The organism is Methanobacterium alcaliphilum, from assembly GCF_023227715.1.
Lineage (GTDB): Archaea > Methanobacteriota > Methanobacteria > Methanobacteriales > Methanobacteriaceae > Methanobacterium_E > Methanobacterium_E alcaliphilum.
In genome coordinates this window covers 1-21,546 of record NZ_JALKIF010000016.1, presented here as the reverse complement: position 1 = coordinate 21,546, position 21,546 = coordinate 1, and the positions used below count along the sequence as shown (strand labels likewise).

At 33.1% G+C, this 21,546-nt stretch carries 18 protein-coding genes; 9 read left to right on the top strand and 9 right to left on the bottom strand.

Features of this window, described 5'->3' with window-relative positions; all coding sequences use genetic code 11:
• Nucleotides 1-78 precede the first annotated feature (78 nt).
• Both serB and MXE27_RS10765 read right to left on the bottom strand, forming a co-directional pair.
• The gene (serB, locus tag MXE27_RS10770) at nucleotides 79-1,569 is read right to left on the bottom strand and encodes a phosphoserine phosphatase SerB (protein ID WP_248612447.1); all 1,491 of its coding nucleotides are present in this window, start codon (nucleotides 1,567-1,569) and stop codon (nucleotides 79-81) included.
• A gap of 11 nt (nucleotides 1,570-1,580) precedes the next feature.
• Complete coding sequence (locus tag MXE27_RS10765; RefSeq protein ID WP_248612446.1) at nucleotides 1,581-2,126, bottom strand: TATA-box-binding protein; 546 nt, start codon at nucleotides 2,124-2,126, stop codon at nucleotides 1,581-1,583.
• 401 nt (nucleotides 2,127-2,527) lie between these two features.
• Between MXE27_RS10765 and MXE27_RS10760 the strand changes: the two genes are divergently transcribed.
• From MXE27_RS10760 to fen, 6 genes are all read left to right on the top strand, one after another.
• On the top strand, nucleotides 2,528-2,938 hold the full coding sequence (locus tag MXE27_RS10760) for a hypothetical protein (RefSeq protein WP_248612445.1): 411 nt from the start codon (nucleotides 2,528-2,530) through the stop codon (nucleotides 2,936-2,938).
• 110 nt (nucleotides 2,939-3,048) lie between these two features.
• Entirely contained in the window at nucleotides 3,049-3,585 is a 537-nt protein-coding gene (gene cyaB / locus MXE27_RS10755) for a class IV adenylate cyclase (RefSeq protein WP_248612444.1), read from the top strand.
• Nucleotides 3,586-3,916: 331 nt separating this feature from the next.
• Nucleotides 3,917-5,092, top strand: a complete 1,176-nt coding sequence (locus MXE27_RS10750) for a homocitrate synthase family protein (RefSeq protein WP_248612443.1) — start codon at nucleotides 3,917-3,919, stop codon at nucleotides 5,090-5,092.
• Between the two features lie 116 nt (nucleotides 5,093-5,208).
• On the top strand, nucleotides 5,209-6,447 hold the full coding sequence (gene hacA, locus MXE27_RS10745) for a homoaconitase large subunit (protein ID WP_248612442.1): 1,239 nt from the start codon (nucleotides 5,209-5,211) through the stop codon (nucleotides 6,445-6,447).
• A gap of 113 nt (nucleotides 6,448-6,560) precedes the next feature.
• Entirely contained in the window at nucleotides 6,561-7,097 is a 537-nt protein-coding gene (locus MXE27_RS10740) for a chorismate--pyruvate lyase family protein (RefSeq protein WP_248612441.1), read from the top strand.
• Nucleotides 7,098-7,161: 64 nt separating this feature from the next.
• Entirely contained in the window at nucleotides 7,162-8,148 is a 987-nt protein-coding gene (gene fen, locus MXE27_RS10735) for a flap endonuclease-1 (protein WP_248612440.1), read from the top strand.
• Nucleotides 8,149-8,205: 57 nt separating this feature from the next.
• On the opposite strand, the gene MXE27_RS10730 is transcribed toward fen, so the two are convergent.
• The 7 genes from MXE27_RS10730 to MXE27_RS10700 form a co-directional block, all read right to left on the bottom strand.
• Nucleotides 8,206-10,215 (bottom strand): IGHMBP2 family helicase, encoded by a 2,010-nt coding sequence (locus tag MXE27_RS10730; protein ID WP_248612439.1) that lies wholly within the window; start codon nucleotides 10,213-10,215, stop codon nucleotides 8,206-8,208.
• Nucleotides 10,216-10,280: 65 nt separating this feature from the next.
• Nucleotides 10,281-10,916, bottom strand: a complete 636-nt coding sequence (locus MXE27_RS10725; RefSeq protein ID WP_248612438.1) for a DUF2119 domain-containing protein — start codon at nucleotides 10,914-10,916, stop codon at nucleotides 10,281-10,283.
• Between the two features lie 132 nt (nucleotides 10,917-11,048).
• Complete coding sequence (gene ahcY, locus MXE27_RS10720; protein ID WP_248612437.1) at nucleotides 11,049-12,302, bottom strand: adenosylhomocysteinase; 1,254 nt, start codon at nucleotides 12,300-12,302, stop codon at nucleotides 11,049-11,051.
• A gap of 156 nt (nucleotides 12,303-12,458) precedes the next feature.
• Nucleotides 12,459-13,391: a hypothetical protein gene (locus MXE27_RS10715; protein ID WP_248612436.1), complete on the bottom strand. Its 933-nt coding sequence runs from the start codon at nucleotides 13,389-13,391 to the stop codon at nucleotides 12,459-12,461.
• A gap of 271 nt (nucleotides 13,392-13,662) precedes the next feature.
• Nucleotides 13,663-15,858, bottom strand: coding sequence for a CDC48 family AAA ATPase (locus tag MXE27_RS10710; protein ID WP_248612435.1), 2,196 nt, complete (start codon nucleotides 15,856-15,858; stop codon nucleotides 13,663-13,665).
• A 248-nt stretch (nucleotides 15,859-16,106) separates the two neighbouring features.
• Complete coding sequence (locus MXE27_RS10705) at nucleotides 16,107-17,426, bottom strand: prephenate dehydrogenase (RefSeq protein WP_248612434.1); 1,320 nt, start codon at nucleotides 17,424-17,426, stop codon at nucleotides 16,107-16,109.
• A gap of 118 nt (nucleotides 17,427-17,544) precedes the next feature.
• Nucleotides 17,545-17,901 (bottom strand): hypothetical protein, encoded by a 357-nt coding sequence (locus tag MXE27_RS10700; protein WP_248612433.1) that lies wholly within the window; start codon nucleotides 17,899-17,901, stop codon nucleotides 17,545-17,547.
• Between the two features lie 307 nt (nucleotides 17,902-18,208).
• Between MXE27_RS10700 and MXE27_RS10695 the strand changes: the two genes are divergently transcribed.
• From MXE27_RS10695 to MXE27_RS10685, 3 genes are all read left to right on the top strand, one after another.
• Nucleotides 18,209-19,270, top strand: a complete 1,062-nt coding sequence (locus MXE27_RS10695) for an mRNA surveillance protein pelota (protein WP_248612432.1) — start codon at nucleotides 18,209-18,211, stop codon at nucleotides 19,268-19,270.
• Nucleotides 19,271-19,432: 162 nt separating this feature from the next.
• Nucleotides 19,433-20,617, top strand: a complete 1,185-nt coding sequence (locus MXE27_RS10690; RefSeq protein ID WP_248612431.1) for a radical SAM protein — start codon at nucleotides 19,433-19,435, stop codon at nucleotides 20,615-20,617.
• A 21-nt stretch (nucleotides 20,618-20,638) separates the two neighbouring features.
• Nucleotides 20,639-21,514, top strand: coding sequence for a cell wall biosynthesis protein (locus MXE27_RS10685; RefSeq protein WP_248612430.1), 876 nt, complete (start codon nucleotides 20,639-20,641; stop codon nucleotides 21,512-21,514).
• Nucleotides 21,515-21,546: the final 32 nt, after the last annotated feature.

Sequence of the window (21,546 nt, the reverse complement as noted above, 5' to 3'; positions counted from 1 at the left end):
AAATTTAAAATATAAGTAAAAATTTAGAATATAGGTTAATATAAAAAGTTAATTGTAAAAAGAGGAAAAGAAAACCTCTTATACAACGTCATGTTTTTGTAGCAATAGGATTTCATCGGTAGAGAGCTTTTTACCTTCTTTGAACTTACGGTATATTTCTTCAGCCCTTTCTTTTTCTTCCTTATTCTTCTTCCGTGTAGCCCGATTTTCCATATCCTTCCGCTTAGACCTCATTCCACCTAATTCTTTATTGACCTTGTGGATTTCACCTAAAACAGTTTTAAAGTCTTCGTGTTTTTCTGAGGCTTGTTTTTTATGTTCTAAGAACTTTTTATGGGCTTCATCAGCTTTTGTCCGTATTTCATCGGTTTTTCTGAAATATTCCAACATCTTTTCGTGGAATTCCTGAGCTTGTTCAGATAATTCGACTACTTTGGCGTGATAAGATTCAGAGGTCTTTTTAAGTTCTAAAGCTTCTTCCTGAACTTGTTCGTCCTCTTGGATTTCCATAAGTTTTTTACGAAGATCATTAGCGTCTTTTACAAGTTTATTCTCCTTTTTAATGTCAAGAACTCTTGTTTCAATAATTTTATCGATCTTCTTTATTTCATTTTCGATTTTAATCCGATCTCTTCTACCTGAAGACCATTCAACTTTTTTAAGCTCTTCGTTTGCCTTGTCACGCAGTTTTTTATTCTTTTCAACTTCTTCATTGATTTTATTTCGTTTATCTCTAAAATCAATGGCTATGTTCAAGTTCTCTTTCAAGCTTTGGTTGAGTTCGTCCCGTACTTCCCTTTCTTTTTTAGCCTTCTGATTAAATTGTTCTCTTTCTTCAGAAATTTCAGAAAGTTTTTTCTCATAGGCATTCTTTTTATCCAGGGCATTATCGAAATTACCTTCGATTAGAACGGAGACTTTCTGATCTTTTTCACCTTGAGCTAAATTTTCAACTAAGGGGAGTATATCAATAAGATTTCTACTTTCGATTACCTTATCAGCTATTTCTTTAAGAGCAGGTTTGGCATTAAATGCTACTCCTAATTCAACAGCCTCAATCATGGATATGTCGTTGGCACCATCTCCTACGGCCACACATTCTTCCAAGGCAATGTTTTCGGTTTCCAATAATTGGCAGAGAACATCATATTTAGATCCTGCAACTAAAGGTCCTTCGACTTCACCAGTAAGAATGCCATCTTCTTCTAACAATGTATTGGAAAAGGAATAATCTAATTTTAATTTCTCTTTAATAGGATCAGAAATTATATCAAAACTGCCGCTTATAGTAGCAACTTTGTATCCTTTGTCTTTCAATTGTTTAATGGTTTCTTCTGCTCCTTCCATAAGAGGCATTTCCTCTGCAAGGGCTTTAATTTTATCAACTGAAGCACCTTTAAGAAGTTTCACTCTTTCTTTGATAGAAGTTTCAAAGTCCACGTCGCCTTGCATGGCTTTTTCGGTAATCTCTATTATCTGTTCTTGGACGTCCACTAACTTTCCTATTTCGTCTATGGCTTCGCCGTCTATAATAACGTTATCAAGGTCAAAAACTACAAGCTTAATCAAAATATCACCAATTAAATCAAATCCAACTCGCCGAGCCTGTCGCGAGTCTTTGCGACACCAAGTCTGGCGTCTTCAAAAGTTTTGGCTCCGGTACAAACAACTTTACCAGACCCAAAGAGTAAAAGAACCACCTTAGGGTCGCCTAAACGGTAAACTAGTCCAGGGAACTGTTCGGGCTCGTATTCTGTATTTTCTAATCCTAGAGCAACTGCTTCCAGGTTTAATGTCTTCTGTAAATTTGCAGAAGCCACTATATTTTGTATTTTAATCTCAAATTCCTCAGGAATATCAGGATCCATTGTTCTCATTAGATCAACTGTTATTTTGATTGCCAGTTTGGAATCATCTATGGACTTAGCTCCTGTACATACTAATTTTCCTGAACCAAATATCAAAGCCGCTGTTTTAGGTTCTTTCAGTTTGAAAACCAAACCCGGGAACTGTTCGCGATTAAAATCAACACCTTCGAGTGCTTTAGCAACAGTAGGAAGATCAATATCTTTCCCGAGAGTTGCCGAAGCTACAATATTTTCAATTTTAATATCCACGTCGGTCAATTAATATACCTCCCAGTATTAAAAGAATTTTATTTATAAGATGTATAAATGTTATTTATATATAATACATGTTGTACTTAAAAAGTAGAGAATGTGTTAATACTTTTATGATAGTATAATTTAATCTTTCTCAGATATTATATTTAAATATATACATTTTTATTTTATATAATTTTTTATTAAATAAACAATACTTATTATAAGTTTGGTTTTCTCAACTTTGAGGATTTATCTAATATTTGATTATTAATATTAAGCTAAACTACTGATTTTTTGTAATAATCTTTTAAATCTTATGAATACAATAATTATATTAAAGTTGATGACCAATTTCTAATATAAGAGTATTGGGATGTTTTAATATAATATTAATATTCTTTCAAAACATACGGAAGATTTGAATGTCAATAAATCCTAAAATGTACTATCAGCAGATAAATGACATGAATATTGATGGATTAGCAATTGATCCGTCTTCTTTATCTGAGGCTATGTCACTGTTAGTAAGGCTGAAAAGAGATATGCGAATGCTTCAACAAATAAAATATAATATACGTATGGATATTAGGAAAATTCGAAGAGAGTATCTGGCTAAATTAGATTCTCTAAAAGATCCATCAAAGGCCAAGGGCATTTTTGATAAAAAATGGGATGATACTGAAATTAGAAAGGGGAAAAAAATCTTATTGGCTGAAAGAGATGATGTTATAAGTCCGTATGAGGGCCTGGAACGATTAATTGATTATTATTTGGATGAAATTGAGTCTTCTATAGCTTTTTTAAATGAATATATTCATAATCAAGGGGAATGAATTAATAATTAAATAAACTTGTGGATATGGGGCAGAGAAACCTAAAAAATAGGGAAATTTTCATTCTTAAATCATTAAATGACGTATACTAACATATTCTGGTGATTTTTTTGATAGAAGTAGAAGTAAAAGCAAAAGTAAATGGTTTTGAGGAAGTAAAGAAAAATTTGGATGAAATAGGGGCTTTAAATATTGGTTCAGAACACCAGGAAGATACGTATTTCAATGCGCCCCATAGGGACTTTGCAAAAACTGATGAAGCATTAAGAATACGAAAAATCCCTGCTGGCGAGGAAGTTAAAATTTTCATAACCTATAAAGGGGCAAAAATTGATGAATCAAGCAAAACACGCAAAGAATATGAGGTGGAAGTTGAAAATGCGGATATAACTCGCCAGATTTTTGAAAGTTTAAGCTTTAAACCGGTGGAAACAGTTATAAAAGATAGGGAAATCTATGAATTGGATGAGTTCATAATTACTCTGGATACTGTATTCAATGTGGGAACTTATATGGAAATAGAAAAAGATTTAATTGAAGGACAGGATTTTGATAAAACATTGGAGGATATTTTTAAACTTTATAATCGTCTAGGCATAACCCGTGGATTCGAAAGGAGGTCTTATTTAGAATTGCTTGGAATATGATTTTCGGGAATTAAATATCATTTACATCCTGTTTAATTTATTTCTCTATTAAATATTAAATTTAATAAAATCCTGCAAATTTATTTTAATGTCATATTAACCTTTTAAAACCATTACTAACTCAAAAAATTCTTGGAAATTTTACCACCGGAAGTTAGTTGTCGTGTAATGTTTTTATAATCATAAACTACAAACTTGCAAATAGATAATTTTATTAAATAATTTAGCAATAAACCCATAGACTAACAAAATCAATTTTCATTGATAATGTATCTAAAATAAAAGTAGAAAAATTTCGCATATCTAAATGTTAATCAAAGGTGGGGATTACTTGAACTACTTTGTCAGCCCTTTCAATAAGGAAGTAAAGCTTAAATTTCCGAAAAATATCACAATATATGATACTACGCTTAGAGATGGAGAACAGACACCGGGGGTATGTTTAGGAACTCCAGAAAAGTTAGAAATAGCAAAAAAGCTGGATGAATTAGGAATTCATCAGATAGAAGCTGGATTTCCAGTTGTTTCTGACCAAGAAAAATTGTCTGTACAGAATATTGTCAAGGAAGATCTTGACGCTAAAATTCTTGTTCTTTCACGTACAAAAAAAGAAGATATTGATGTGGCGTTGGATTGTGATGTAGATGGGATAATTACATTTATGGCTACTTCTGATTTGCATTTAGAACATAAATTGAAACTAACTCGTGAACAGGCCCTTAATGTATGTATGAAATCTATTGAATATGCAAAAGATCATGGGATATTTGTTGCTTTTTCAGCAGAAGATGCTACCCGGACAGACCTTGATTTTTTAAAACGAATTTATAAAAAAGCTGAAGATTACGGTGTGGACAGAGTCCATATAGCTGATACTGTAGGGGCAATTAACCCACAAGGTATGGATTTTTTGGTAAGAGAATTAAGGTCTCATCTAAAAACTGGAATTGCTATGCATTGTCACAATGATTTTGGAATGGCGCTATCTAATTCTATTGCTGGCTTATTAGCAGGCGGGGACGCAGTTTCCACTACTGTAAATGGGATAGGGGAACGAGCTGGAAATGCTTCTTTAGAAGAATTGGTTATGACTCTTTGGATAATGTATGGTGTAGATTTGGGATTCAATCCTAAAGTTCTTTATGAACTCTCGAATATAGTTGAAAAACACACCAAAATGCCTGTCCCTAAAAACAAACCAATTGTCGGTAAAAACGTTTTCCGTCATGAATCGGGGATTCATGTTGATGCAGTAATTGACGAACCTTTAACTTATGAGCCGTTCCTACCTGAATTAATAGGTCATCATAGGAGAATTGTTTTAGGAAAACATTCGGGTTGCAGGGCAGTTAAAGCTAAGCTAGAAGAATGCGGAATAGAAGTAACTAAAGACGAGTTATGTAAAATTGTGGAAGAGGTTAAAAAAAGTCGTGAAGAAGGCAGATATATAAATGACAAACTTTTCAATTCTATTGTACGTTCTGCCAAAGGTCCTGTTGATTTCTAAGGACATTATAAAATTTTAACTGATTAATGGCATATTGCAATAGATATGATTATTTATTTTGCAAGAACTCAAAATTCTTTTTTAGAGAAATACGAAATATCATTTGAGGATAAACAATGAATATCACTGAAAAGATTTTAGCACGTGCATCGGGCAAAAATGAAGTTTTTGCTGGCGAAATTATTGAAGCTGAAGTGGATCTGGCAATGAGTCATGATGGGACGTCTCCACCCACTATTAAAACCTTTCATAGGGTGGCAGATAAAGTTTGGGACCCAGAAAAGATTGTAATAGTTTTTGATCATAATATTCCTGCTAATAATATCGGGTCTGCTGAGTTTCAACGCATAACTCGTGAATTTGCACGTGAACAAAATATAAAAAATATCTATAATCATGGGGAAGGTATATGTCATCAAGTTTTACCGGAAAAGGGATTTATACAACCGGGAAAAGTAATTGTTGGAGCTGATTCTCACACTTGTACTTATGGTGCATTCGGGGCATTTTCTACAGGCATGGGTTCAACTGACATGGCCATGGTATATGCTACCGGTAAAACGTGGTTCATGGTACCGGAATCTATAAAAATAGAAGTCGATGGGGTTTTAACTGAACATGCTACTGCTAAAGACATAATTCTAAAAATAATAGGTGAAATTGGTGCAGATGGGGCTACTTACAATTCAGCAGAGTTTTGTGGAGAAACAATTGATAAAATGGATGTTTCAGGCAGGATGACTATCTGTAATATGGCTGTGGAGATGGGGGCTAAAAATGGTATAATGGAACCCAATAAAGCAACTCTAAAATACCTGGAGAAAAGATCACGGCTACCTTTTAAAATATATTCCTCTGATAAAGATTCTTATTATGAGAGAGAATTTATTTTTGATATAAATGATATGGAACCTCAAGTTGCCTGTCCTCATGATGTAGATAATGTTAAACCATTAAGCAAGGTAGAAGGAATTCATATTGATCAAGCATTTTTAGGTTCATGTACCAATGGTCGATTGGAAGATTTAAAAGATGCAGCCCACGTTTTAAAGAATAATAAAGTTCATGATGATGTGAGGATGATTGTAGCTCCAGCTTCTGCTGAAATATATACGCAAGCATTAAATGATGGAATAATCGAAACATTTGTCCAGGCAGGAGCTATAGTGTGTAATCCTGGGTGTGGGCCTTGTTTAGGAGCACATATGGGAGTAATAGGTTCAGGAGAGGTTAGCATAGCCACCACTAATCGAAATTTCAAAGGAAGGATGGGTGATCCTGATTCTGAAGTATACCTTGCTAATGCTGCAGTAGTTGCTAAATCAGCCATAAATGGGCAAATAAGTGGTTTTTAATAGTTTTCAACTACTTCTTTTATTTCTTGATACTTTAGATTCAATGGATTAATCTAAAATATTACGAGTATTCATAATCAATATTTGACTTATTGGAAAAATGGGGTAAATAAATGGATATTAATGTTATGGATGAAATAACTGAACTGGAAAAAAGAGTCGGTGGATTATCAAACACTCAGAAGATACTTCTAGCGACTGATGGGTCGGTTACTAGGATTTTAGATGTTGTGGAGGGTGAAGTGGATATTAATACACTGACTCAGGAATTTCAAGAGGCAGATAAATACCTATCTCAAAAGTTAAATATATCTGAAGGGGATAACGTTAACTATAGAGTGGTGGTTATAGGAACGGATGAACCCCTTATATATGCCATATCCCATATTCCAGTAGATAGGCTTACTAATAATTTCAAAGAAGATCTTATTCGGGCGAATATCCCTATTGGCCGAATTTTAAAAAAGCATAATGTGGAGTCTAGACGGGAAATAGAATCAGTAGGGGTAGAAAAACCTGATGAAGAACTAAAAAAAATCTTCAAAACTGATGCGATGATGCTCACTCGCACATACAATATAATTCGCAATAATGAAATACTTATCAGAATTAAAGAAACATTTCCCATAACTTCTTTTAATGAAAATTAATTTATTTTATATTATTTTCCAGTCAGATTAATTAGAATATAAAAATGTACCAGGTTGCTTTAAAATGGGAGTGAAGTTTAAAGATATTGTTTCACCTAAAAAAATTTCTTTTCAAGATTTGGATGGCCGAATTATAGCTATAGATGCTGCTAATAGCATTTATCAATTTTTATCAAGCATCCGTCAAAGAGATGGTACTCCATTAATGGATGAAAGTGGGAGAGTCACATCTCATTTAAGTGGTATTCTCTATCGCACTTCAGCAATGATGGAAAAGGGAATAAAACCAATATATATATTTGATGGAAAATCCCCCGATTTGAAAGGAGAAACCATTTCCAAAAGGACAGAAATTAGGCAGGAATCTGAAAAAAAATGGAAAGAAGCCTTAGGAAAAGGAGATATTGAAGAAGCAAGAAAATATGCTGTAAGATCTTCACGTATGTCTTCTAATATAGTTGAAAGTTCAAAAAAGTTACTTCAGCTTATGGGAATACCTTTTATACAAGCTTATGGGGAAGGTGAATCACAAGCATCCTATTTAGTTGAAAATGGGGATGCATGGGCTGTAGCATCTCAAGATTATGACTGTATTCTTTTTGGAGCACCTAGAGTAGTACGAAATTTAACCATCAGTGGTAATCTTGCAGACCCGGAACTCATGGAGTTAAATCAAGTTGAAAACAATCTTGAGATTACTCGAAATCAATTGATAGATATTGCAATACTGGTTGGAACTGATTTTAATCAAGGGATAAGAGGGATTGGGGCTAAAAAAGGACTTAAATTAATTAAAAAATATGGGGATGTATATTCTGTTCTAGAACATGTTGAAGCGGATTTGGGAATAGATCCTCAGTTAATTCGTAATATCTTTTTAAAACCCGAAATTAAAAAGGATTATAATATAAAATGGGATAAACCTGACCATGATGGTGTAATCGAATTTTTATGTGCACAACATAGTTTTTCTCAGGAAAGAGTTTCCAGTGCTATTAATAAGATTAAAAAAATGGACTCAACCCAAAAAAGTTTGGAGGATTGGTTTTAATTAAGTAAATACCATTCCTTATTTTTTAGTTTATTTATATATTTCACATAGACTACTTCAATTCGTCCAATCACTGATTTTTTTTAATAATTTTTTTTCTTTAGTATATTTAATTAAATTATAGTAAGTATGGTGAGTTTTAAGAGTATCTGAATTTCCAATTATTATTAATTTTCTCCTAGCCCGTGTAAGTGATACATTAAGGCGTCTTAAATCATTTAAAAACCCAATTTTTCCAGAAGCATTGCTTCTAACTAAGGATATAAATATTAAATCTTTTTCCCGCCCTTGGAAACCATCAACAGTACTTACTTCTATTTTAGTCAGGGATTTTATTAAATCCACCTGATCAGTATAAGGACTAATAATTCCCAGATTTTCCGCATCCAGCCCATATTTTAAGAGTAAATTAGCTGTTTTACTGATTATTTCGGCTTCTAAATGATTTTGAATAGAATTAGATCCCTTTAATTTACTTTCAAAGCTTTCTTTCATATTAGAAGTATCCAGAAACAACAAGTATTTTTGAGAATCAAATATTAAATCTAAAATACTTTTGAAAGGATTTTCTAACTGTAAAAGCTGTTTTGAATCAATTTCTAAGCTTAAATCGTCAATAGAAATTTGTTCTACCTTTTTTGAAGCCTTTATCTTTCCTTGGTAAAATTCTTTATTAGGAAATTCCATGATTTTAGGGTTCATGCGGTATTGAAAGTTGAGCATATGAGAATGGGAGGGATATTTTTTAATTAATTCTTCAAACATTGTCTTTTTGAGATCATGTGCTTGTGGGTGGATAATTGTAGGGGGGAGTTGCTTGTGATCTCCCGCTAATACAAAACGTTTAGCCTTAGATAAAGGGATTAAAACACTAGGTATGGTTGCCTGTGATGATTCATCCACCACAGCAAGATTGAATTTAATATTTTTCAAATAATCTAAAGCTGCTGAAGAATTAGTACATAAAATAACCGAACTTTTCTTTAAAATATCCTGGATAATATGGGATTCAATTTTTTGTATTTTACTATTAAGCTGCCCTATTTTCTGATTATTTTCGATCCATGCTGCCATGGATATCATGACATTAGGAGACACTCCTCGAGATCCTCTCCTTTTTACGGCATTTAACATTATTTGCGTATCACTCAACCCTCTTCGAAATCCAGGCAATGGCTTATGGTGTCGGTCTCGTTCTAAAATCATCTTACCAATATCTTTTTTCAGGGAAATGATTTTTTTTTGTAGAGAATGATTTTCAACTTTATATGCTAAACTATGTTCTAGATTTTTTTTAGAAACTCTCTGAGGATGTCCTAATCTAACACAGCGCACGCTTCCATTTAATCCTTCTAATATATTGTCCACGGCAGCATTACTTTCAGCGGTGGCTATTATTTTATTCCCTATTTTAACTTCTTGTTTGATTAATTCTAGAATAGTTCTAGTTTTACCAGTCCCAAATGGGCCGTGGATTAAAAAAAAGTTTTCCATACTCAATGATTGGGAAATAGCTTTTTTTTGAGATGAATCTAGTTTATTATCTTCTAGATTGAATGAAAATGGTTTAAAATTATTTTTAAGTAATATATCAGATTCCAATAATAGTTTAATTGCTTTTGCAGCGGAATTATTCAATTTATTTAAATTTTCAAGCATTCTGCGAAAAGTTATATCATTAGCATATAAATCAACACGGATATTCTTCAAAGCCCATTTAGGAATATTTTCTAAAGCTAAAACCAGAAATCTGCTTCCTTTCTCTGCGACTGTGGCGGTCAAATTACTTTTTAATGGATCTCCTTTACTTAGGAGCACTAAATCCCCCGTAGTTATTTCAGTTTCAAAAGACTTTTTTCGCCCATATTTAATTAAATTAAATCCAAGTTCTTTGCCCAAATATTTACCATCTAGGTTATTAACAGCCCGACCTATTCTTTCTCTTTTTTCAGGAGAAAACCTGCGAATTTCAGCCTTCATGGCATTGATTTCAGCTTTCCTTTCCATTTCAACTAGATTCATTAAGTGCTGAATGAATTTTTCTTGATTTATAGGTAATTCCTCCAATTAAAAGACAATATGTTATTATAAGGTCACGATTCCCAATTAACAGTGAAGTAATTCATCTTCATCTAAAAAGGAGGATAATCTCCAAAAAATTCCTGAGCATAGTTAATGGCAGTATTTACTTGTTGAGGATATTTAATTTTCATTTTTTTTTCTAAATCTTTTCTAGTATTGGATGAAGCGATAATTTTCAAAGTATTTACAAAAATTTGCATTGATTTGGACTTATTATGGTTATTATTAAGATTATTTTGATACATACAGGGCATTTCCAGTATTAAACAAACATCATTCCTTTTAAATAGGCTTTTTCGTATGTGTGGGGATACTGAACCTACTAAAACATGTTTCTCCAATTCGATTAATGGTGGAACTCCTACCTTTTCTTTACGCTGCAGATCAGTTAATTTATTAAAATTTAGCGCATTATAACAGTGTGATTCTATATAAAAATCAGGCTGATAATGTTGAATTAAATTAAGAATTTCTTTTCCAGTTTTTGTATGGTAATAATTTTTATTTAAAGTACTGATATATCTACTTTCATCGCAGTTGTAGATTATAAGTTTGCCTTTTTCAATATCTGATGTTTGAATTTGTTTAAGTGCTTTTAAAGTACTTAATCCTTCTTTTCCATGTACTCCGCCTATAAAAAGTTTTACTGGAGATTTGCCTTTATCAATTAACTTGAAAAAACTCATCAAAGTGCTCCTTTCATAGTTATGGTGTTTAAGAATTGTTTGACCACTTTTCATGAAAATATATTTTGAGAATCGTTTTCAATGGAATAGGTAAAAATAAAATTAATTTTAAAATTTAAAAAAGAAGTGAAACTATGTTCCTTCTTCCCAATTTTCTAAATACTTAATTTGCCAATCAGTTAATTCATCAATTTGAATATCCATGGCTTTTAATTTAAGGTGAGCTACACTTAAGTCGATTTCGTCAGGTGCTTTAAAAACTCCTGCTTCAAGTTCCTCAGTTAATAAATGCTTGGCAGATAGGGCCTGCATAGCAAAACTTAAGTCCATAATCTCTGCAGGATGGCCTTGTCCTCTTTCTGCAGCTAAATTAACTAATCTTCCATCTGCAATAAGGTATAATCGGCGCCCATCTTTCATAATAAATTCTTCTATATCCTCTTTAACTTTCCCTTGGGATATTGATAGTTCTTCCAGATCTTTTCTATTAATTTCAACATTGAAATGACCTGAATTTGCCATTATACAACCATTTTTCATATGCATAAAATCATCACCATATACAACATCAATGTTTCCGGTGACAGTTATGAGGATATCTGCATGTTTAACTGCTTCTCTTATTTTCATTACTCTGTAACCATCCATACGAGCTTCAAGAGCTCTAATTGGGTCAATTTCAGTTACTATTACATTAGCCCCTAATCCATCCGCTCGCATAGCCACTCCTCGACCACACCAACCGTAACCACAGACTACGACTGTTTTACCGGCAATTAAAACATTTGTTGATCCCATAATGGAATCCATGGTGGACTGCCCAGTACCATAACGGTTGTCAAACAAATATTTGGTGTAAGCATCGTTAACTGCCATCACTGGAAATTCAAGAGCATTATCTTCCGCCATAGCTTTTAAACGATGGATACCTGTAGTTGTTTCTTCACAAGCACCTCTTAATTTATCTAAAATTTCTCTGCGTTCTCGGTGGACTAAAAATATCATATCTGCCCCATCATCAATCAGGATATCGGGCTCATGATCCAACACTTTATGGATGTTTTGATAGTATTCTTCATTGTTTTCTCCTCTCCAACCATACATATTAAGTCCTAGTGCTGCTCCTGCTGCAGTAGCATCGTCTTGAGTTGAAAGAGGGTTACATCCGGTCATGGCTACTTCTGCTCCTCCTGCCTGAAGAGTTAATCCTAAATTAATTGTTTTAGGTTCTAAGTGTAAGCATGAAGAGATAGTAATGCCTTCAAATGGTTTGGTTTGTTCAAATTCTTTTTTAATGTGTTCTAAAACAGGCATGTGTTTTTGAACCCATTCTATTTTTTTCTTGCCTTGAGGGGCTAGTGACATGTCTTTTACATCATAGGGCATTTTATCACCATTTTTTATAATCATAATTAAATACGCATATGAGTTTATCTGTAAATTTATTTAATAGTTTACTATTTTTTGGTCAAATAATAAATCCCTATTTAAAAAAAGTAATTATATACTAATACAAAAATTAAAAAAATAAAGAATATGGGCTTAGATGTGAATAACAGGTAGTTTTACCAGATTCAGCATGGCCCAACTTAATAACATAATACCGAAAACAACGGCATAGATAGTCCAAACACTACAGATTCGTTTTATGTCTTCATGTTTTTCAATTTTATTAGAACGTGGTAAATATGCTATTATTATAGATAGTGCAATTAAAAAAGACCCTATAATATTCAGCGTTAAACTGCCGAAAAGTAACAGGTATGATATAGGTAATATTCCCATTCCCAGTATGGTGAGAATGTTGTTGGTGAAATACTTTTTTATCGAAAACGTGGTATGGCTTATATTTTCTACATTTTCGTAGTATCCCTGATTTATTAAACTACTTTTTGCTGCTTCTTCAAAGTTGAAATCTTCATAGTATTCAGGGTTAGAATCAATGGTGGATGTTTCGTCAATTAATTCATAGTTTTCTTGTGGCGCTTCTAAGTAAGGATTTTGGTTATTTCCGGTTTCAAAAATATCAATTTGAAGTTCTACAGGGGTTGGTTCGACCATAGTTTCTATATTTGCACTGTAGTTATCCTCATAAGCAACTGCTTTGAAATATTCAAAACCTTCAGAGGAGACTATTTCTTCTCTGAACTGGGAACTGACATGATTGAAGTTATCTTGTTGATTAAAATAAGTTCTATCTTCATTTTGGTCGTTATAGTATTTATCATTAGAATGAGTGTAATTAGAACTAATTTCCTGATGGTTTTTAAATTGCTTCAGGGAATTATATATGATGGCTGTTGTATCTATGTCGTAATCATCGTCAAAATAATCTTTATTTTTATTATAAAATTTAGAAATGCTTTTAATGTATCTTAAAGGTCCTCCACAACAGCAAGTCTCAAAATCTTGCGGCGATTCTGTCTGTTTAAGCTCATAGTATCCGTTACATTGTCTGCACAATAAGTATGACACTTCATCACCATCCTACGAATCCCCCAATTAACATTCTTATTACTTTATAAAAGGATGTGATGTATATAAACTTTTTCCAAGTGTGCTAAAGCACAGTTGTAATATGAGGAAAAAAATTTAATGATACTTTTTGATATGCTTTTTTTTAATTATTAAAAATCACTATCACGTCTTATTTTGTGTTGATATGATAAAATGGCATATGGTGTAAAAATAATACTTTTTATAAAATTTAGGGAGAAGATGACCTTCTCTCCTTTAAAAAATTAATTTAGTGGTATTGTACCAGTTCTTCTTCAGCAGTTTTTGGTTTGACTTTATTCATGGCATCACGGAAGTATTTCATGGTTATATTTTCAGCTTTTAGATCATCTCTTAATGTTAACATGGCTGCTTCACGACATACGGCTTCAATATCCGCACCAACATATCCTTCAGTTTTTTTGGCTAATTTAGATAGATCCACATCATCGGCCAGTGGCATTTCTTTGGCGTGGACTTTAAAGATAGCTAATCTCGCTTCAGTGTTGGGATTATCGACTTTAATATGCCTATCGAACCTTCCGGGTCTTAAGAGAGCAGGGTCTAAAATATCTGGTCTGTTGGTTGCCGCAACAACTGAAACATCTTGTAGTTCTTCTAAACCATCAATTTCAGTAAGCAATTGATTCACTACTCTTTGAGTAACCCCTGAATCACTGCCGCTTCCACTTCTAGTAGATGCTATTGAATCAATTTCGTCAAAGAAAATTACTGTAGGTGCCGTCTGCCGAGCTTTTCTGAATACTTCTCTTACTCCTTTTTCTGATTCTCCCACCCATTTGGATAACAATTCTGGTCCTTTAACAGCTATGAAGTTAGCATCGCTTTCATTGGCTACTGCTTTGGCCAGTAATGTTTTACCTGTTCCAGGTGAACCGTGGATTAAAACACCTCTTGGTGGCCGGACACCAAATTTTTCAAAACTTTCTGGAAATTTAAGAGGCCATTCCACGGCTTCTTTTAATTCCTGTTTTGCTTCATCAAGACCACCTATGTCATTCCAGTTGATATTGGGCACTTGTACTAATACTTCCCGCAGTGCAGATGGCTGAATTTCTTTTAATGCTTCTTTAAAGTCTGATTTTTTAACAATCATTTTCTTTAAAGTTTCTTTTGGTATTTCTTCATCTGCTTTAATATCGGGTAAAACTCTACGAAGCACCCTCATGGCGGATTCTTTACAAAGTGATTCCAAATCAGCTCCTACAAAACCATGGGTAATCTCCGCGATTTCATCAAGATCCACTTTTTCATCAAGTGGCATTCCCCGAGTATGTATTTCCAGAACTTCCTTCCTTTCATCTTTATCTGGAACACCTATTTCTATTTCACGATCGAATCTCCCTGGTCTTCTTAAAGCTCCGTCTAGAGCATCCGGTCTGTTAGTTGCACCAATTACGACTACTTGTCCTCTACTTTTTAAACCATCCATTAATGTTAATAATTGAGCAACTATTCGTCTTTCAACTTCTCCACTAACTTCTTCCCTTTTGGGGGCAATTGCATCTAATTCATCGATAAATATTATAGATGGTGCATTTTCTTCTGCTTCTTCGAAGAATTCTCTTAAACGTTCTTCAGAACCACCAACATATTTACTCATTATTTCGGGCCCATTTATGGCAATAAAATGAGCATCGCTTTCATTGGCTACTGCTTTGGCCAGTAATGTTTTACCTGTTCCAGGGGGACCATGCATGAGCACTCCTTTTGGAGGGGAAATTCCTAATCTTTCAAATAATTCTGGTCTTTTTAAGGGAATTTCTATCATTTCCCTAACTTTCTTAACTTCTTCTTTAAGGCCTCCAATATCCTCATAAGTTACATCAACCAGGTTTTTAATTCCTTCTAATTTGGTTACATCTACTGGATTGGGCTGAACTTCGACTTCAGTAGTTTGACCTACTTTTACTACACCTTGCGGCTTGGTGGACACCACTGCTAGTTTTATTTCTCCTAGGGGAGACACTTCCCTCATATCTCGGAAAAATTCATCAAAAAGCCCACCTCTTGTGGTAGGGATTTGCTGTCGGATTCCAGAAACTATTATATCTCCTTTAACCAGAGTTCGATTGATAAAAGCGGATCTAACATCTCCCCTTATCATAATTTCTTGATCTACAGGAGCTAAAACGACTTTATTTGCTTCTTTTACATCAGCTCGGCTGACCCTTACTTCTTCGCCTATTGAAGCCCCTGTATTTTTCCGAATATAACCGTCGATTCTAATGATTCCTAGACCAATATCAGACTGGGAGGATATAACTGTAGCTGCAGTTATTTTTTTACCTTCTATCTCGATAGTATCTCCATCTAAAAGATCTAGCTTTTGCATACATGCTGGATCAATTCGGGCTATTGATCTTCCAACATCGCTTTGAGATAGTGCTTCTGCGACTTTTAAATTCATTTCATTTTTTTCCATAAAAACACCCCGCTTATGTTATTATATTATGATTTTTATTAATTAAATATAAAATAAATTTTTAATTAGATTCACATTTTTCGATTCGATACAATCAAATCTTTTAGTAAACTTTGGTAACTATAATACAATATTACTTCATCATTTATAAATGTTTCGGTAATCATATATAATATGCTTAAATTAATCTTAAAAATGCAACAATATTTATTAAAAAATAGGGGTTGAGTTGTTTGATTTTCCAAAAATTATCTTAAAACGGCACCTAATCCTTCAAGAAAATGCTCTACGTCTTTTATAATCTCTTTATCAAATACTTCAAAATGGAAAGTGACACTTACCTTTCCTTCTCCAACTTGTTTTCCTTGGTAAACATCAATAACTGATGTTTTTATCACGCCATTGATTTTTTCAATAGTCGAAGCTATGATGTGGGGATCGCAGGTAATGGGGAAAATTGCAGATACATCGTATTTGAGGTGCTTTAAATTTTTAAGTTTCCATTTCAATATGGAATCATCATCTAAAACTTTTATATTTGCTGTTTTTAATTTTAAAGTATTTTTGCCAGTGTTTAATGTCACAAAATCTGGTGAAATATCTTTTAAAATTCCAAGATGTACTTTTCCAGAATATATATGCTTAAGCCCAACTTCCATATTTATAGAATTTTTTAAAACATTCAATTCATGATTCAGGGCAGTTAATGCTTTATCCGAACGCCCAAGTGCAGAATCTAAATCATCCATATTCTTAGCTGCAGAGCTCATAGCTTTAACAAACTTTTTTTGGTCTTTATTTGAAAGTAACAAATTAAGATCATTTATGGACTTTAAAAAGATATTCCTCGCTTTATTGGCATATTCGGTTTGGGTTTGAATTGAGTAAGCTAAATAGGGGTTTTGAGCCACTATTCTAGAAATAATATCTAGCATAAGGCTATATATGGGGCTTGCAAATTTTCGGGAGTCTTTAATATCAATATCCAATTTTTCAATGGTGGAAGCTATACTGATATATGCAAAATGAGTTAATACTTGAACTACACTCATCATTTCGTCATGTTTTTGAGGCGTGGTTATTAAAACGCGGGCTTTATTTTTTTCTAAAAATTCTAAAACCAATTTAAACCATTTTGATTTTTTTATAGTTGAATCTTTTGGAGGTGTAAGAACCACGACCTGTCCATCTAATGAAAGTGTTCGAGGCCCAAACATAGGGTGTGTGGGTAAAAATTCAACACCTTCAGGAACATTTTCCTGCATTAAACTGGATGGTTTCTCTTTGATGGATGTTACATCAACAAGAAGAGATCCTTTTTTCAATAAAGGGCTGATTTCACAGATTACACTCTCGGTATTTTCAATAGGGACTGCTATTATAACTACATCACTGTCAGATGCTACTTTTTTATTGTCACAGCAATAATTCACGCCTAACTTCTGTGAAACCCTTTGCCCGGCAATTTTGTCCCGACCGGTAATAGTTATATCTTTTCCTTTTTCTTTTAAAAAGTGAGCAATCCATTCACCAAGCCCTCGGGTACCTCCAATTATGGCAATTTTCATTTTATCAACTTTTAATTTTTAAAATATGAGATAAATCTTATTTTATGTGATAGAAAATCTATTTAAAAGTATGCTAAAATGATATATAAAAATTTGTTAATTCATATTGTTTTCAGATTTAATCTCTGATTTTATATTTTGAGACTGTGGTTGCTAAATAACCACCTAAACCTCCAAGCAAGATACTGACTCCGCATAAAATAACGAATCCTAAGGCAGAGTTAAATAAATCAAGGTTAGCGGGCAGCGTATAGGGCAAATCAGGAACATTAAATAATCCGTAAATAAATATTATCATTTCTAAAGTAAGAGCAGCTATTACTCCAATCAAATAATTCTGATCTTCTATATTGGTAATGTAAGTAGCAATAAAACCAATCACAAAAAGGGTAAAAATTCCGTCTAAAAATAACGAAAGAATTACTCCTAAAATAACACTAATAAATATAGCGGTCCCTGCACTGTAATTACCCATTTTATATCCTCTTTTAGAATTAAACTTAAAACTAATACTTTGAATTCATAAATTGACTTTTAATTATTATAAAGATTTATAAAATATCTATTGGAGTAGGTAATTTATTTACTTTTAATATATATAGATACTGAGAATTGACTATTAAACTATAGCCATTACTTAATTTCTCACATTTATTTCTATCTGGTTATGTTTATATGCACAATTTTTTATAAAATTGAAAAAATTTATTGAATAAATAAAAAATCATTTAAAAACAATGTCATAATACTTATCTCTAAAATTTGATAATGGAGGTCATAGAGTGAAAATAACATATCAGGACATGAAAACTGGAGTTATAGAAGTATTGCCTGAAACTTTAGATGATCTATGGCATTTATCCCATATTATTGAAAAAGAAGATCTTTTATCAGCAAAAACCACCCGTCGAATTCAGGACACTAGTGGGGAAAAAATAAGGAGTGATAGGGGCATAAAAAAAACGTTTTATCTGGGTATACGAGTAGAAAATGTAAAATTTCATATGTATACTGGAAAACTCAGAGCGACAGGAGCGATTGAAAAAGGCCCTGAAGATTTGGTACCATTAGGCTCACACCATACTCTGGAAGTAAAACTTAACATCCCCACCCGGATAAAAAAAGAAAAATGGTCCAGATGGACTATTAAACGACTCAAACAATCAATAGAATCATCAAAAAAGCTTTCTGCATTAATATTGGTAATGGAAGATGATGTGGCTGATTTGGGTTTAATTAGACAGTTTGGAGTGGAATATTACGGGCCTATTATGGGTAATCTGCCCGGAAAAAGGATTGAACAGAAAGATCGGAAAAAACAGGTCATTAAATTTTACCAAAGTATAGTTAATGCTCTTGAAAAGTTTAAAGATGTCCAAACTATTGTAATAGCCGGCCCGGGTTTTACTAAAGGTGATTTTCATTCTTTTTTAAATGAAAAACATCCCATTATTGCTAAAAAATCCATTCTGGAAAGCACAGGCACCGGTGGCAGGGTAGGAATTCATGAAGTGTTGAAAAAAGGCACCATTGAAAAAATAACTGCAGAGAATCGCGTAGCTTGGGAAATGAGTTCAGTGAATAAAATATTGGTGGAAATTGCTAAGTCTTCTTCAATGGTTGCTTATGGTAAAAAACAAGTTTTAAATGCAGTTAATGCAGGCGCTGCTAAAGAATTGTTGATTTTGGATAAATTAGTTCGTCAAGAAGATATGGAAAAAACAATGGATATTGTGGAAAGCATGGGCGGTAAAGTAATTTTAGTTAGCAGTGAACACGATGGTGGAAAACAGTTAGAATCGTTAGGTGGTATGGCTGCCCTTTTAAGATATGCGATTGAATAATTCTTGGAACTAATTGTAATTCAGTATAAATTTCCAGATGAGGTTATATCTGAAATACTAAACTTTTTTCTCTGAAAAATAAAAAAATCAATGCAGATAATTTTCAGGTATTATTTGCATTTTAATTATTCCACAACTTTCTATTAAGGAGCTGTTGATAACTTGAATGAAAATAAAAACTTGTTTTCGGTCAATGTTACTGTAAATGGGAAAAAAATAAAATCAAAAGGTATGGTAAAAGATGCCATTATCTTGGCAGGAGTGAAAACATCCCATTTATTTCATGATTCTCACCCATGCACATTTGATACCTCCAAAAGCGAGGTTTTCATTCCTTGTAATTCTGGGGCCTGCTGGGCATGTATGGTTAAAATTAATGGCAGGCCTGCTGTTTCTTGTATTACTCCTCTGAGTGAAGGCATGGAAATTAATACTTTCTCCAGTATAAATCATCCTTTGAGAATATTAAGTGGTTTTGGTTTACATACTGTTGGTGGTGTGGGAACGCCATATCCTCTGAAGAAAAATAAAAAACCTATTGAAGTTGTTGGGTTTACACATGGCTGTAATCTTGTTTGTCCGCAGTGTCAGAATGATAAAGTGGCATTCACTCAAGAAGGAAACCTATTGGATGCTGAGGAAACAGCACAAATTTTATTAGGCTTGCATTCAGTTAATGATGTAAATACCATAACCTTTTCTGGCGGTGAAAGTACTTTAAACAGACCATGGTTAATCAAAGCAGTAAAATCTATAAGAAATGCGGATAAAGAAATTAATATCCATATAGATACTAATGGCACGGTTCTCACGCAATGTTATATCGATGAACTTATAAATGCGGGCATGAACCAGATTGGAATCGATTTAAAAGGTATTCGATTGGCGACTTTCCAAAAAATCACTGGATTGGGTGAAACGGAATTAGCAAGGAAGCTATTGAATAATTCATGGGGGGCTGTTAAGTATATTCTTGAAGAATATGATGTGGAATATCCCTTAGAAAATATGCTAAATCCAAATTCAAAAAATTCATCTGATTCGAATATTATCATTGAAAATAAAAAAACTCAAAATTCTATTAAAAAACCTAAAATATTTTTAGGAATTGGGATACCTTACAATAAATCTTTAATATCGAAAAAAGAAATTAAAGAAATAGGGAATACGATTAAAAATATAGATTCCAAGGTTCAAGTGTCTGTTTTAGATTATCGTCCTGCATTTAGAAAAAAAGAATTAGAAAAACCCACATTTGAAGAAATGATAGATGTTAAAAATATTCTCAATGGTCAGGGGTTAGAAAATGTTATTGTTCAAACTGAAAAAGGCCATTTTGGTCCTTAATTAGAATATAGGGATTAATTTATGTTTTATGAGTTTATTAAAGCAGGAATTTTATCTGCAGGGTTAACTTTAATATTAACACTTATTCTAGTTAATCTGGGGGAAAAAGGAAAAGCAGGAAACCTTTTCACTAAAATTAGAGGGGGCACTCCAAGAGCAGTTGGCCTTGCACCATTTGTAGCTTTAATACTATTTTTCCCAGAGCCTTATAATTATCTGATTGCAGTTATGGGTGCATTAGCTTTTGTGGATGATTTGGCGGGAAGGAAAAAGATATATAGCATTTCTTTAGAATGGGGCCAGCTATGCCGAGGCATAGGGATGATGCTGATAATACTACTGGCTTACCCTTATGTAGGACTAAGTTCAATAGTCATTGCATTAATGATTCAACCTATGAATATTGCAGATATGCAACCAGGATCTGCATGTAATACCATAATATTCATGTCTATATTAATTATCTTTCTTATTTTCGCAACAGGGGCGGAATGGTTTAATTACACAACTCCTTTGTTAATATTAGCAACTTGCATTGGTTATATGCCTCTTGATTATAGTGGCCGAATAATGATGGGGGAAGTTGGAAACCATTCGTATGCAATTGCTTTAGGGATTTCTTACTATCTAATTGGTGGAGCATTAAGTTTAGTGGTTCTATTCATTTTCACAGTTTTTCTAATAGCATTTTTAAGAAGAAAAAATTTAGAAAAATTTTTAGAGAACAATTTGAAAATTCAAGAACCTACTTTTGGAGACTATTTTATGGATGTTCTAACCGGAGGGGGTCTAGGTGATCTTTTCCGTAAAATTATTCTGAAAAACAAGAAAATAGAAATAAAAAATGCTTATTTAAAAAAATTAGGGGCTCGAAGGCTGTTATATAACTTACTTTAGATTAACCTTTATAATATAGGTTAATTATAAAA